Below are 15,094 nucleotides of genomic sequence, written 5' to 3'. Positions count from 1 at the left end.
ACCTTATCGCTAAAGGTGTACCACGTGAACGCATTTATTTAGAGTCTACGTCGACCAGTACATATGAGAATATTGCTTTGTCTCAAGAGGTGCTCGCAGATTTAGGCCTTCTACAACGTCATATCGTTTGTATTACGAGCCATTTCCACATCCTGCGTGCGTTGCGCTTTGGTCAGAAATTGAACGTTAAGATGGAAGGGATAGGGAGCGCTTCTCCGTTGTCTTTCCTCCATATCATGCTCGTGCGAGACTTTCTCGCAATCATGTATCAATATCGCTTATTACTGACGATTTACTTTGCGGTATTATTCTTCAGCAGTATCATCGCGATGTGGTTTATTCCGCATTAGTTCGAGTGTTATTACGACTTGATTTCAGTTGTAATAACACTTTTTTATGCTCATTTTAGCGGTAAAAGTCATTCACTGTTGGTAAACTTTTATAAATTGAAAGTTTACATTAATTAAAGAAAGCGCTATGATATAGAAGTAGTAAGTTGTTACATACGGGTATATTCTAATATTAAGAATAGGAGTTTTTTCTATGGAATTAGCTGAAAGAATCTTACAAGGGGAAGCTATTTCGAAAGATGAATTCTTAAATATTTATGAAGATGAATCCATCGATACGTTGCTCTTGTTGAATGAAGCATATAAATTACGTAAGCATTTTTACGGGAAAAAAGTTAAACTTAACATGATTCTCAATGCGAAGAGTGGAATTTGTCCTGAAGACTGTGGCTACTGTGGTCAGTCTCGTGAAATGAAGCAGAAGACACGCTATAGCTTGATTTCGCAAGAGGAAATCATGAATGGTGCGGATGTGGCGAGTGAACATAATATCGGCACTTACTGTATCGTGATGAGTGGTCGTGGCCCAAGTGATAAAGAGGTGACGCACATTAGTGAGACGGTGGAACAAATCAAAGCGAAACATCCTCAATTGCGTCTGTGTGCCTGCCTTGGTTTAGCGAATGAGAAACAAGCGAAACAATTGAAAGATGCAGGTGTGGATCGTTACAACCACAATATTAATACGAGTGAGAATTATCACGGCAATGTGGTAACGACGCATACATATCAAGACAGAACGAATACGATTGAGATTATGAAAGAGAACAACATTTCGCCATGTTCTGGTGTGATTTGTGGAATGGGCGAGTCGAATCAAGACATCTTAGATATGGCTTTCGCGCTAAAAGAAATGGATGCGGATAGTATTCCAATTAACTTCCTCCATCCGATTAAAGGTACGAAATTTGGTGATAAAGATGAACTTACACCGATGAAATGTCTACGTATCGTATCATTATTCAGATTGATTAATCCGACGAAGGAAATTCGTATCGCAGGTGGCCGTGAGATTAATTTACGTTCACTTCAACCGTTGGCGTTGAAAGCTGCGAACTCCATCTTTGTAGGGGACTACTTGATCACTGGTGGCCAACCTAACCAAATGGACTTCAAGATGATTGAAGACTTAGGATTTGAAATTGATAAGGATAATCCAGAACCAACGCCTGTTAAAGAGAATTTAACAGTCTAATAATTGAAGATGGATAAAAGCCTCAGATAATAGAGAAGCCGATAGATTGATGGTGTGCAGTGCGCATGAAGATTCACATTGCCTGCATGTCACAATGACTATCGGCTTTTTTTAATATTTTATTTTTATGACGAAGTGGACAATAAATGTCTGTGTGCATATCTATAATTGTGTTTAGAAACAAGTGATTAGACAATATATTTCAATGTTGTATAGATTGATTGAAATATAGATGGTTAGGATTTGCTTGTTTAATTAATTTATATGAGGTGTTGTATTTATGAAAAGATTAATCGGAGTATGTCTCGGCTTGATGATTCTGCTTGCCGCATGTGGTAACAAACTTGATGGTACATACAAGAATCAAGAGATGTCTATTAAAGCTGATGAGGAGACTGAAACAGCCACTATGCACATTAAGATGTATGAGTCAGAAGGCTTTCTAGGTATGGGTAAAAATGATGGCAACTTTGACGGTAAAGTTAATAAAGATAAGAAAACGATGTCTTTTTCTTCTGAAGAGGGAGATAAAATGAAATTTAAATATAAAGTCAAAGGGGACAAACTCATTCTGAAAGATGGCTCTGGTAGTAACAGTGATAAAGAAATTAAATTGAAAAAAGAAAAATAACCAAAAGATAACGGGAGTGAGAAAGAAATCGACTTGATTTCGTAGTCTCACTCCCGCAAAGTTGACTATCACTTAAGAAAACGCACGCAATCTCAAAAGTTGCGTGCGTTTCTTACTTAATTAAAGCATTTTATTTCTCTCTTTTATCAAAAGGAGATTTAAACGGCCACCAGTTACCTTTGCCGAATGATTTCGCTACGGCTGGAATAAAGAGTGGTAGCATAAAGATGTTGTAAATGAGTAGTCCAAGGATAACGACAGTTGCGATTTCCATCAATGTCATTGCGCCTGAAGTATAGAGCGCTGCAACGGTACCGATGAGAATGATACAAGCTGTCATGATCACGACACCCATTTTACGCATAGCTGTGAGCAGTGCGTCGTGAATATCTTTGCCACCTTTCACTTCTTCACCGAAGCGGTTCACTAGGAAGATGGCGTAGTCGACACCGAGTGCCATCAGAACGACGAAGCTGAAGAATGGCACCACGAGTAACAGTCCACCCATGCCTAAGATATTGTCGAAGATGAGGTTCGCAATACCGATAGAGGCGTAGTAAGTGATTAAGATAGATGCAATCATGTACAGTGGCATGATGATTGAACGTTCAAAGATCAATAGAACGATGAATAGGAAGATCGTAATGAGCACGATCGCTTTCGTCATATCGTTATCGATCGTTTTTTGTAAGTCGTTGTTCTCTGAAGATTTGCCGCCGTATTCAATTGTACTATCTTTGAATGACGTATCTTTCACTTGATTGTCTACAGTATGGTGAATTGAGTCGACAGTGTTCATCGCTTTCTTAGAGAATGGATCGTCGGAAAGTTCCACGTTGAGTAAGAGCACTTTACCGTTACCATCACTGTATTGATCGATGGAATCTTTGATCTTATCATTCTTCAACATATCATCTGTGATATACATACCTGATTTGTTGATGCCATCGTCTTTAGACATGTCTTTCAAGCGTTTCTGAAGTTTCTTCTGACCGTCTTGAACTTGCGAAATACCTTGTTGTGATTGTTGAAGTCCTTTAGACATTTGGCCTGCTTGTTGCGTCACTTTCTGATTAGCTTGTTGAGGTGCTTGGCTACCTTGCATCATCAAGCCTTGTACTTTCTGGCTATCTGTCAATGGTGAGACTTGGGAATTCATTTGACCGAGACCATCATTCACTTGACCTAAACCATCATTAGCATCATCAATCTTCTTCTGCATTTCGTTCAACTGATAAGTGGCTTTAAGTTGTTTGATAGGTTCGCCAGTTGGACGTGTGATCGTATTGACTTTGTCTACACCTTTAACCTTTTCAATAGACTGAGAAAGGGCTTCTAAATCGTTAATACCTTTCTTCGTCGTCAATTTATCGTCGTCTTTAATAGCAATTTGAACTGGGAACGCCTGTCCTTCAGAGAATTTATCTTTAATGATGTTGATCGCTTTGATAGAGTCATAGTCGTCGCTGATTTCGTTCGTATTATCGTACGTAATCTTATTAGGCGCAAAGATGATGATTGGCACCATGATGATGAGTACGATCACTAATGCTAGGAATGGTTTGCCAGATGTAAAATGACCAAGTTTGCCCCAGAGCTTACTATCTTTATGAGCGCTTGCTTGTTTGCTTGGCCAGAATACTTTACCACCGAGCAACATGAGAATCGTTGGCAATAAAGTAAAGAGTATGATCATCATGCAGAGCACACCGACAGCGATACCTACAGCTGAGCGGAAGAGCTCGAATCTCACGAAGAAGAGCGCCGCAAATCCAACGAGTACAGTAATCGCACAAATCAGTATTGTACGTCCGCCATTTTTAAAAGTATGGTAGACCGCATCGAAGTTGGATTGATCTTTGCCCAATTCCTCTTTATACCGGTTGAGTAGCAGAATACAGTAATCGGTTCCGATACCGAACAGTAATGCTACTAAGAACGGTTGAATATAAATTGAAACTGGGAAGTCAGCGTATTTCACGAGTAACGCCAGAATACCTTGTGAGAATGCATAAGACAGTCCGATGAGTACGAGTGGTACGAATGGTGTGACCACTGAGCGAAAGACTAAGAATAAGATGACGAGAATGAGAACGAAGGTTACAATTTCAGTCGTCTTCAAGCCATCGTCAACGCTCTTATTGATGTCATCAAAGATAATGTCATTGCCTGTCACGTAAGTACCTTTGAAGTTATTATCAAGATGCTTAATATCTTTGGCCGCATCTAACGTTTTATTTCGATCGTTGTCCGTGTCGATTGGGATCATCACGGCTTTCTTATCTTTAGAGACGAGTTTGTCTTCTACGTCTTTATTCTGGAAAGGCGAAATCGTGTCTTTAACACCTTTCGTATCTTCAATCTTATCTATATATTTCTTTATGTCTTTCTTGCTGTCATTATCGAGTTTCTTATCGAGTTCAATGACTGCACTGATACTTTTAGAATCCGCACCTACGTCCTTGAGTTTCTCAGTGTATTGTTGAGACGTCGTATCTTTTGGAGGTACGATGTTCCCGTTGTCACTTGCGAGTTTGGATAGGTTAGGAGCGAAGAGTATCGCACAAGCCACTGCGATAATTACGATAATTGAAATTAGCCATCTGAATTTCAGTATCGTCTTCATAATATCCTCCTTATGTTTAAAATGAACATTGTAAATATACTACAGTAGTTGATAGTAGTCAACTAATATTTTAAAATATACATATTAAACCATAACCGAATTGCGCTTTGAACTAACATGTCTTAATATTGAATCATTATCTAAGACCAAATATGTATATTCACGCACGTTAAAACGCATTATAATAGAAAGTGGAGAGATTCTGTGAAAGATAAATGTACTTATTTTCAATTTTATGATTCAGGATGCTTGGGAGAAGTACAGAAATCTCTGATTTCGTAGTACTTCCCCCGCGAGGATGACTAGAGTTCGAGAAAGCAGCATGCCTTCTCGAATTCAGACAGCTACCGCGTAGGACCACACTCAACTAATTCATTTCGTTCAAAGAGCCCAAAGAATGGATTTTCGTTGTGGTCTTAGATCCATCAAGCGTATCGAGTCATCATTGAAAAATTTACTAATTATCTACTTTCATTAATATTTTCTTTAACTTAGTATGTTATTCTTTTTAATCCCCCAGATTTGCATAAAACAAAATTTTAAAATGAGAAATGACTCTATTAAGAATATAATTAAAATATGTTGCGACGAATAGATCATTTGTGTTGAATCAATGTTTTATATGTTAAAATGATAAAATAATATGTCGAAAAGAAATAGAGGTGATGAGATGGGACAGTGTCCGAAATGTGGACAAGAGGTACCGAAAGATGCCGACCGATGTCCACACTGTAACTATGAAATGAATCAGAAGTCTAAGGGAGAAACGCGTAAGAAAGCGAATATCAAGGTGCGCAAGATCGTACCTTGGGGCATTGCTGGCTTTATCGTCATACTCTTAATCATCCTATTCTTTCTACTGCGCAACTTTAATTCACCTGAATCTCAAAGCAATCTCTTAATTAACGCGATTGATAATAATGATACGCAGAAGTTGTCGACAATACTCAGTACGAAAGACAATAAAGTAGACGGCGCGCAAGCTGACGCTTACATAAAGTATATTAAAAAGAATGTCGGCATGAAAAAATTTAAATCTGAAGTGAATCAAAAGATTTCCGATCTTAATCACAGCGATAATCGAATTAAAGATCACGTCACTTCGAAAAATGGTGATGATTTACTTCAAATTACGAAAAATGGGCGTCGCTATCTCTTCTTCGACAATATGAACTTCACAGCGCCATCGAAAGAAGTCATTGTGAAACCGAAGATGGATGCCACGTACAAGTTCAAAGCGAATGATCAACAGAAGACGGTAGAAGCGGATAAGAATAAATCCACATCACTCGGGCGTTTTATCCCTGGGGATTATGAAATAGATGCGAAGAAGCAGACTGAAACAGGGCAATTCCACGGTCGTTTGAAATTTAGTTTCGACGATAGCAATAAAGAAACGGTTAATGTCTCAGAAGATTTCAATGAAGCGTACATTGAACCGAAACTTGAAGGTGCGAGTGAACTGAATACCGATTCAATTAAGATTCATATAAATGATCAAACTTATGATTACAAGAAGGGCCAAGCATACGGTCCGTTCCCTCAATCGCAAGAGGTGAAGGTATCCGCTGAAGCTCAAGCGAAGAAGAAGACATTCAAGACAAATGAGACAACAGTGAAGACAGATAACATGAAGCCGCACACTTCGGTCTCATTAAAGTTCGACAATGATGCGATTGAAAAATATGTAGAGAAAAAAGAGAAAGAAGAAAGTAGTTTCAAAGACAAATTGTCACGTTTCTTCTTTAACTATGTGAATGCGTTTAATACGGCGACCGCCCAAAATGATTTTGGGCTGGTCTCCCAGTATTTAAAGAAGGATTCTACGAATTACAAATCAACACGACACATTATTGAAAGTGACGCAACTATTAATGCGGAACAACCTCAAATTCTAGATGTCATTAAGAAAGGTCATACATTTTACGTAACGACAAATGAACGTAAGACTGACGGTACATATGGTCAAGTCGATTATGAACTGGAAGGCAATAGTAATGACGAGGATTTACAAATTGTGAAAAGCTCAGATTAATGATCTCACTCTATAAAAGTGCTTAACAACTAAGTTTAAGTGCCAGGGGTGAGGTCTTTTTATATAGGTAGAAAGGTTTCAAGCGTGAAAGATAAGCGCTATAATGGTAACAATATTCATTTATTTGAGGAGATGAGCGTATGCAGTCTAAGAAAGGGAGCCAAGTGCTTTACATTATTATTCTAGGTGCGTTGACCGCAATTGGTGCCATGTCGATTGATATGTTTCTTCCTGGGTTGCCTGAAGTTCAGCGTGATTTCAATACGTCTGCGAGTAATGCACAACTCACGCTCGGACTCTTTATGGTGGGGCTCGCCTTAGGTAACCTGTTTGTCGGTCCGTTATCAGATACATATGGACGACGTCGTCCCTTAACGTTAGCGATGCTTGTCTTTACGATAGCGAGTTTAGGTATCGTGTTTGCACCGAATATTTGGGTGATGATAGGTTTGCGCTTCATCCAAGGTCTCTGTGGTGGTGCCGGTGCTGTACTATCAAGATCTATCGCGAGTGATTTGTATCAAGGGCAAGCATTAACACAATTTATGTCGATGTTGATGCTCGTCAATGGTATCGCGCCAGTCATCGCACCTGCATTAGGTGGCGTTATCATTACTGTTGCACATTGGCAAGTCGTCTTCATGGTGCTTGTGGTCTTTGGCGTTTGTTTAACACTCGGTAGTTATATGCAAGTAGGTGAGACGCTTGAGGTGGAACAGCGTGAGCCTTTAGCTTTGAAAAGCATCTTTGTCAGTTTCGGGCAGTTATTAGCGCAACCTCGATTCTTGATTCCGATGCTCATTCAAGGATTTACGTTTGTACTATTATTTAGTTACATTTCAGCATCTTCATTTATCACGCAAGCAATCTATAACTTGTCTCCATTACAATTCAGTATCGCATTTGCTTTCGTCGGTATTACATTAATTGTAGTAACACAACTTACGAGCAAACTCGTGGTTTATATTAGTGAAGAACGATTATTACGTATTCTCACACTCATACAACTTGTCGGTATCGTTGGCGTCAGTACCATTCTTATTGCTCACTGGCACATCTTGCTGCTTATTATTGGATTCGTAGTCTTAGTATCTCCTGTGCCTGCCGTAGCGACCCTCTCATTTACGATTGCGATGGGAGAGGTACAACGTGCGCGTGGCAGTGCTTCTAGCTTACTCGGTCTAGTTCAGTATCTCTTTGGAGGCATCGTAACACCCTTAGTCGGTTTGATGGGCGAGACACATAGTGGCCCGTATCTTATCATTATAATTGTGACAGGCGTGATATTAATCGTGCTTCAGTTATTATTCGTGCGTGTCTTTCGTAGTCGAAATAGCTGACTTTGCGTAAAAGGAAAGCGATTCAATATAAATAAAAATTAAATAGAATTTAAGGTATAATTGACAACCATTCTCAATTACGTATAATTGAGAATAAGTATCAATTGTCGCACAATTGGTGAAATTTAATGAAAAGAGGGAATGGAATGAAAAAGATTATACCTATTCTAATTGCATTTATTCTCGTGCTCTCAGCATGTGGAAATGGCGGTAAAGATAGTAGTTCGAAAGGAGACAAGCATGAAGTGAAACATGCGATGGGTACGACTGAAGTGCCGAAACATCCGAAACGTGTTGTGGTGTTAACGCATGAAGGAACGGAAGCGCTTGTGGCAATGGGTGTGAAACCTGTAGGTGCGGTAAACTCATCTAATGGTGACCCTTGGTACCCTCATTTGAAAGATAAGTTCGATGGTATTAAGCCAGTAGGGGACGAACTCAAGATTAATATGGAAGAAATCGCAAAGTTGAAACCTGATTTAATTATCGGAAACAAATTTAGAGATGAAGCGCAGTATAAGAAATTATCTAAGATTGCGCCAACGGTCTTCTCTAAAGAATTACGTGGTGACTGGAAAGACAATTTCAAATTGTATGCAAAAGCAGTTAATAAAGAAGATAAAGGTAAAGAAGTACTTAAAGATTATGATGATCATGTGAAGAAAGTTAGCGATGAACTTGGTGACAAGAAGAATCAAACGGTATCGATGGTTCGTTTCATGCCAGGTGATGTGAGAATTTATCATCAGAAGACGTTTAGTGGTCAGATCTTGAAGGAGTTAGGTGTGAAGCGTCCTGAGGGTCAGGATAAGAATGACTTTGTTGAGAAAGGGTTGTCTAAAGAGCGAATTAAAGCGATGGATGGCGACTATCTGTTCTATTTCACTTATCAGGATGGTAATGAGAAGGTGACTCAGCTTGAGAAGGATTGGCTGAATGATCCTGAGTTTAAGAAGTTGAATGCTTCTAAGAAGGGGCATGTGTATAAGGTGAGTGATGATGTGTGGAATACGTCTGGTGGTGTGTTGTCGGCGAATCAGATGATTGATGAGCTGAAAGATAAGATGATGGATAAGTAATGTTCTAAGTTAGGTATTCGTACTAATTGATGTTCGTAAGAACATAGTGTCTTGTACTAATATGCAATACTGCGTATTGGGGTGGGAGCAACGGCTCGCGTTCTTAGGTGGTCACGCTCAACTAATTTTTCTTGCTTAATAGCTCGAAAAATGGATTTTCGCTGTTCCCTTGATCCCTCAAGAGTCTCGCCTACTCCCACCCTTTACTTGTGTTGCATGTACACTAAGATTATTTCTTCTAATTATTTTTATCACATATTACCACACACTCTCTCTGTTGTTTGTTGGTTGTTTTAATTTAGTGTTTCGAGGAAGAGAGCGTGCCGTACTAAGATGATACTGCTTATTGGATATGCATCTTAAGGGGAGAAGCACAGAAATCTATGATTTCGTAGTGGTTCCCCCGCGAGGATGTCTAGAGTTTGAGAAAGCAATTAGCCTTCTCAAATTCAGTCAGCTACCTTGAGCGCTCAAATAAAAGTTTAAGACAATAATAATAAGCACTAAGATGTTTCGGTCAGAAATCTATCTTAGTGCTTTCTAAATTTTTCTATATCTGTATAGATGGTAAGTAGGTAAAAAGGCTTGGAGTGATTCTCAAGCCTTTTTATCATGTGCGGGAAGTCTATCTACCTCAGCGCTGCAATTTCACAGTGTTTGCGAGTAGGATTTGGGCGAGTTGTTCATAGGTTTCTTGGCAACCTTCTCGAATCCAGAAGTAAATGACGCCCATTTGTCCTCCGAGTGAGTAGGTCACGAAGTGTTTCTTGTTGATGATGTGGTTGCTGTAGTTGTCGAGTATGAGTTCGTATGTTTCTCGAGTAGCAGCGATATATTCTTGGAATAGTGAGCGGTTAGGAAATTTAATTAGTATGGCGTGAAAGAATCGTAAGTTACGTTTGATGTAGCGTAGGACAATTTTAAAAAACTGAAAGATGCAGTCTTGATTTGATTTACCTTCAGCTACGGAATAATAGAGTGCATTTAAGAGTCGTTTGTATTTCTGTAAATGATAGTTTTGGATTGAGTGTAACAGATCGTATTTGTCCAAGAAGTAATCGTAGAATGTAGAACGATTTACTTGGCTATAGGCGCAAATCATCTTTATTGTGATATTTTCGAAAGGATATTCTTCGAGCAAAGTTATAGTGTTGTGGATAATCTTATGTTTCGCCTTTTGCTTCATTTTATCACCTATATTTTATCAACTTTAATGTTACCCGACACATTTGTTTAAGATGTCGGTGTTTTTTTGTGATACACCTATCTATAATATATAAGGTGAATTTTAAAAGCAAATAGGAGGAAGTAATATGAAGAAATTGGTATTGATTAATGTCATTACTATCGTAGTGCTTGTCATTATTGGTATCGTTGGTTTCCACTTTTACCACCAAGCGACAAGCTATGTAAGTACTGACAATGCCAAGGTAGACGGCAAACAAATTAAGATTGCTGCGCCTGCATCTGGAGAAATTAAGTCACTCGACGCAAAAGAGAATGATAGCCTTAAGAAAGGTGATAAAGTAGCATCTATCACAGCGAAAAGTGATAGTGGAGAGACGCATGACATGGATATTAAGATGCCACAAGATGGTACGATCGTGAAGACGGATGCGACTAAAGGTGGCATGGCTCAAGCGGGTTCACCGATTGCTTATGCATACAATTTAGATGATTTATACGTTACAGCTAATGTGGATGAAACAGATGTGAAAGATGTTGAAGAAGGTAAAGATGTAGATATCTCTATCGATGGTGAGAAAGCGAAAGTGAAAGGTAAAGTCGACCAAGTTGGTAAAGCGACTGCTTCAAGCTTTTCAATGATGCCTTCATCAAACAGTGATGGTAACTACACGAAAGTAACGCAAGTTGTACCAGTTAAGATTAAATTAGACTCTAAACCGTCTAATAATATTGTTCCAGGAATGAACGCAGAAGTTAAAATCCATAAAAACTAAGGGGGTCTTTGAATGTCTACGGCCTTCATTATTATATATATTGTAATTGCGGTCATTCTGCTTGCGCTGATCAACCTTGCTGTGATTAAGAGAAAGAATGGCAAGAAGAAAGCGCAACTGGAACAATCCCAGCATTCAACTGGTGCTTCGAATGAAACTTATCAATCTAAATTTAGTATCAAAGATGACGCATCAGAAACATCTCGTGCTGAGAAAGCGCAACGTAGTGTGGCGGATGATCAAGAGTCATCTGAAAGCACTCGTCATGAAACGCATGATGACTCAGTAGAACGAGAAGCGCAGATTACTGGCCATGATGGCTATGCTGATGTGAATTCAGAGCAAACAGGTTCGACTCAAGATGAAGATCACGAACCGATTAATCCAAATTCTGAAGAAGCTATTGTTAATGAGAAATTAAAGGAAAAAGATAGTGCCTTTATGTTTGGTAAAGGTGCTTCGCAAGGTAAAGTCCTTGTCGCAATGGTCTTCGGTATGTTTATTGCGATACTCAACCAAACGTTGTTGAACGTTGCTTTGCCGAAGATTAATACGGACTTTAATATTTCAGCGAATACGGGTCAGTGGTTGATGACAGGATTTATGCTCGTGAATGGTATTCTGATTCCGGTCAGTGCATTCCTGTTCAACAAATATTCCTATCGTAAACTATTCTTAATTGCGATGACGTTATTTACACTCGGTTCACTCGTGTGTGGTATTTCAGGTTCATTCACAGTCATGATGGTTGGACGTGTGCTTCAAGCCATCGGTGCAGGTATCTTAATGCCTTTAGGTACCAACGTCTTTATGACGATCTTCCCACCGCATAAACGTGGGGCGGCAATGGGTGTCTTAGGTATTGCGATGATCTTAGCACCAGCCATCGGTCCAACATTATCTGGTTATATCGTTGAGCATTTCCACTGGAACGTGATGTTCTACGGTATGTTTATCGTTGGTTTAATCTCTTTAGCGATTTCTTACGTTTGGTTCAGAGTTTACCAACAAACAACGAATCCGAAAGCCGATATTCCTGGTATCGTCTTCAGTACGATCGGTTTCGGTGCATTGCTTTACGGCTTTAGTGAAGCGGGTAACAATACATGGAGTTCACCGCAAGTTGTGATTTCACTTATCATTGGTGTCATCTTCATCATCGCATTCTTTATCAGAGAAGTGACGATGCGGGTACCAATGTTAAACATGGAAGTCTTGAAATTCTCTGGTTTCACACTTCCTACAGTGATTAACATGATTGTGATGATGAGTCTCTTCGGTGGTATGTTACTATTACCACTTTACTTGCAAGACCTTAGAGATTTCACGCCAGTTCAATCAGGTCTCTTACTCTTACCAGGGGCACTTATCATGGGTGTCATGGGACCTATAGCAGGTAAATTACTCGACACAATTGGTATTAAACCGTTAGCCATCGTAGGTACGGGAATCATGGCGTACGCGACATGGGAGTTAGCTAAACTCGACATGAATACGAGCTATGCGAGCATCATGTTGATCTATATCATCCGTTCATTCGGTATGAGCTTTATCATGATGCCGATCATGACAGCAAGTATCAATGCGTTACCAGCTCGTTTGATTCCGCACGGCAACGCGTTATCCAATACGTTACGTCAACTTGCAGGATCTATTGGTACAGCCTTGCTTGTCACAGTGATGTCAACACAAACGACACAACATGTGGCTTCAGCAAGCCAGGATTTAGATAAAACAAATCCATTTATTAAAGATAGACTTCAAGAAATGGCTCAACAGTTAGGCGATGAACACATGGCGACACAACAAATTCTTCAATTTGTTAAACAGCTTGCCTCTATCCAAGGTGTAGACAGTGCCTTTATCATCGCTACAATTATCAGTCTAATCGCCTTTATTCTCAGTTTTTTCCTTAAAGGTAAAAACCATTATATTTCTAAAGAAAATTAAAGATAGAATGAGAAAATCCCTTCTTCCAACACTGAAACGGTTCAGTGAAGTGAAGAGGGGATATTTTAAATAGGCAAATTCAATTAATGACGTGGACGACGATTTCTAAAGAATAAGCTGATAAATAATAAAGCTAAACTACATCCAAGTAAGATAAAGTTATTGTGAATGGCATCCGCCTGTGTCAGAATGTCGTCGGGTTTGAAGTTGAAATATGCAGAGCTCATCTCAGTTGCGGCTTTCTTCGCGACATGATCGATGAGATAAGCGAAGCCAAATGTCATGAGCAGAAGGACAAGCACAACGATGAAATTAACAATCTTTAAGACAGTGCGGTTAAATAGAATCGTAAAGAAAGTTAGGATTAAACTGAGTATACATATTCCAAAGAACACTTCGAAAGCGATGACGAGTTGATCTAACTGATGTTGAATCTTACTAATATCTCCAACATTGATGGGTAGCTTTTTTAATTCTTCAAGCTTGTCGGAAAAGGTTGAGAATTGATGGAAATTCACGAGCTGATTGAGTAATTTAACTTTAAAAATGGGTTCTTTCCACATGCTATATCCTGCGATAGCGGTTAAGATGAGCACGATAATATGTATGATTAAACTCACCCATGATCTGCGTTTCTTTCCGTAGCGACGCCCTCTATGAAGTTCTTCATGTGAGAGGGTGCGGTCGAAGTTCTGATGATAAGCCTGACGATTATTCATACTCGGCTCCTTTCTTAATGAACTAGTTAGTGATGTTGACTTAGTTAGTATTATAGCGCAATTGGATTGTGAAATGCATGTATTTATATTATCAGGTCAGCTCAATAATAGCTCTTAATTCGATGGTTAAAGTTAGTGCGTGTTGAGTTGGTTAAAGATATGCTGACGACCATAAGCTTGATAATAGTCTGAGAGTAATTGTAAATAATGATCAGATATAGGGTCAGCTTGCTTCAACTCTTGAGTGAGCTGATCGAATTGTGTTTGATGGTCGCGGGTAGTTTCTTCTAACCATGTTTGAAAGGCTGTGATGTCTGTTGTCGATTGAAGGTGATTCTGAACGTTGTCTACCGTTAAACGACGACCTTGCAAAACAGCAATTTGCTTAGTGCGTCTTAACAAATCGATTGCCGGTCCATTGACAATCCATGATTTGCTCTCATTCAGTTCGCTTAGTTGCGCTTTAATCTCGTCCATTTCATCGTAAAGTGTGAGTTGAATTTGATTTAGACGATCTTCAGACATTGATGTCACCTCATTTCGGAATATTGAGTCGATGACCGATTTGTTTCGGCCATTGAATCTTCGGTTGGGATTGATAGTAGTCGCGGAGTTGTTGTAAATAACTTTCTGGAAAAGGTGCTGTCCGTTCGATTTGACGATTGATACCAATCATCATCGTTTCGTTCGTTGCTGCAAGCGTTCCATCTTCCTTATATAGCAAGAGTACGAAATGGATACGTTTCATATCAAAGTTATAAATCCAAACTTGGACATCGAAAGGCTCATCTTCAGTGAGTTGTGCTAAATAGGCAGTATGTTCCTCAGCCGTAAACAGCGTGTATTGATAGTCATCGCGTTCTTTAAGCGAGAGACCGTGCGAGTAATTGAAATCATTAATAATTTGACTAAATATCACATTGTAATACGCATCATGCATATGATGATTATGGTCGATGTAGTCATGTGGTACGGTTTGGTGTACTGTAAAAGGTTGTTGTGACATTTATTTCACCTCAATTGATTCTATTGTGTAAGTAGGTTAGGATATCTTTCCATTCCCAAAATAGTGTTTCTTTTTAAGTAATCACGTTGTATTTATTATCTATAATTGCGATCAACAAGCATTGATAACTTCGGATCTAAAAATAGATTACTTTCTTCTGCGCATCTCCATTTTACCTTTAACCTCAGACGCACAGAGATAA

The 15,094-nt window shown here is 39.2% G+C and carries 13 protein-coding genes; 8 read left to right on the top strand and 5 right to left on the bottom strand.

Annotation, left to right across the window (positions count from 1 at the left end; all coding sequences use genetic code 11):
* The 3 genes from CD039_RS12065 to CD039_RS07730 all read left to right on the top strand — a co-directional run.
* The coding region (locus CD039_RS12065; RefSeq protein ID WP_240595103.1) for a YdcF family protein at positions 1 to 350 on the top strand (350 nt) is incomplete at its 5' end.
* A 193-nt stretch (positions 351 to 543) separates the two neighbouring features.
* Positions 544 to 1,545, top strand: coding sequence for a biotin synthase BioB (gene bioB, locus CD039_RS07735; protein WP_103371832.1), 1,002 nt, complete (start codon positions 544 to 546; stop codon positions 1,543 to 1,545).
* Between the two features lie 280 nt (positions 1,546 to 1,825).
* On the top strand, positions 1,826 to 2,176 hold the full coding sequence (locus CD039_RS07730; RefSeq protein ID WP_103371831.1) for a hypothetical protein: 351 nt from the start codon (positions 1,826 to 1,828) through the stop codon (positions 2,174 to 2,176).
* A gap of 130 nt (positions 2,177 to 2,306) precedes the next feature.
* Here the strand turns inward: CD039_RS07730 and CD039_RS07725 are convergent, their stop codons facing one another.
* Positions 2,307 to 4,802, bottom strand: coding sequence for an MMPL family transporter (locus CD039_RS07725; protein WP_103371830.1), 2,496 nt, complete (start codon positions 4,800 to 4,802; stop codon positions 2,307 to 2,309).
* Positions 4,803 to 5,445: 643 nt separating this feature from the next.
* On the opposite strand from CD039_RS07725, the gene CD039_RS07720 reads away from it, so the two are divergent.
* The 3 genes from CD039_RS07720 (at position 5,446) to CD039_RS07710 (ending at position 9,256) form a co-directional block, all read left to right on the top strand.
* Positions 5,446 to 6,837, top strand: coding sequence for a membrane-associated protein TcaA (locus CD039_RS07720; protein WP_240595101.1), 1,392 nt, complete (start codon positions 5,446 to 5,448; stop codon positions 6,835 to 6,837).
* A gap of 140 nt (positions 6,838 to 6,977) precedes the next feature.
* A complete protein-coding gene (locus CD039_RS07715; protein ID WP_103371828.1) occupies positions 6,978 to 8,177 on the top strand; it encodes a putative multidrug effflux MFS transporter TcaB in 1,200 nt (399 codons plus the stop codon).
* 146 nt (positions 8,178 to 8,323) lie between these two features.
* Positions 8,324 to 9,256: an ABC transporter substrate-binding protein gene (locus CD039_RS07710; RefSeq protein WP_103371827.1), complete on the top strand. Its 933-nt coding sequence runs from the start codon at positions 8,324 to 8,326 to the stop codon at positions 9,254 to 9,256.
* A gap of 634 nt (positions 9,257 to 9,890) precedes the next feature.
* On the opposite strand, the gene CD039_RS07705 is transcribed toward CD039_RS07710, so the two are convergent.
* Entirely contained in the window at positions 9,891 to 10,442 is a 552-nt protein-coding gene (locus CD039_RS07705; protein WP_103371826.1) for a TetR/AcrR family transcriptional regulator, read from the bottom strand.
* A gap of 127 nt (positions 10,443 to 10,569) precedes the next feature.
* Between CD039_RS07705 and CD039_RS07700 the strand changes: the two genes are divergently transcribed.
* Complete coding sequence (locus tag CD039_RS07700) at positions 10,570 to 11,217, top strand: HlyD family secretion protein (RefSeq protein WP_103371825.1); 648 nt, start codon at positions 10,570 to 10,572, stop codon at positions 11,215 to 11,217.
* A gap of 12 nt (positions 11,218 to 11,229) precedes the next feature.
* On the top strand, positions 11,230 to 13,167 hold the full coding sequence (locus CD039_RS07695) for a DHA2 family efflux MFS transporter permease subunit (protein ID WP_103371824.1): 1,938 nt from the start codon (positions 11,230 to 11,232) through the stop codon (positions 13,165 to 13,167).
* An 83-nt stretch (positions 13,168 to 13,250) separates the two neighbouring features.
* Here CD039_RS07695 and CD039_RS07690 read toward each other — a convergent pair whose 3' ends face one another.
* From CD039_RS07690 to CD039_RS07680, 3 genes are all read right to left on the bottom strand, one after another.
* Positions 13,251 to 13,886: a hypothetical protein gene (locus CD039_RS07690; protein ID WP_103371823.1), complete on the bottom strand. Its 636-nt coding sequence runs from the start codon at positions 13,884 to 13,886 to the stop codon at positions 13,251 to 13,253.
* Between the two features lie 132 nt (positions 13,887 to 14,018).
* Positions 14,019 to 14,411, bottom strand: a complete 393-nt coding sequence (locus tag CD039_RS07685) for a hypothetical protein (RefSeq protein ID WP_103371822.1) — start codon at positions 14,409 to 14,411, stop codon at positions 14,019 to 14,021.
* 10 nt (positions 14,412 to 14,421) lie between these two features.
* Positions 14,422 to 14,892, bottom strand: a complete 471-nt coding sequence (locus CD039_RS07680) for a thioesterase family protein (RefSeq protein WP_103371821.1) — start codon at positions 14,890 to 14,892, stop codon at positions 14,422 to 14,424.
* Positions 14,893 to 15,094 lie beyond the last annotated feature (202 nt).

This window comes from Staphylococcus argensis (genome assembly GCF_002902305.1).
Taxonomy (GTDB): Bacteria; Bacillota; Bacilli; order Staphylococcales; family Staphylococcaceae; genus Staphylococcus; species Staphylococcus argensis.
The sequence above is the reverse complement of the archived record's forward strand: the minus strand, read 5'-3'. Positions and strand labels throughout refer to the sequence as shown.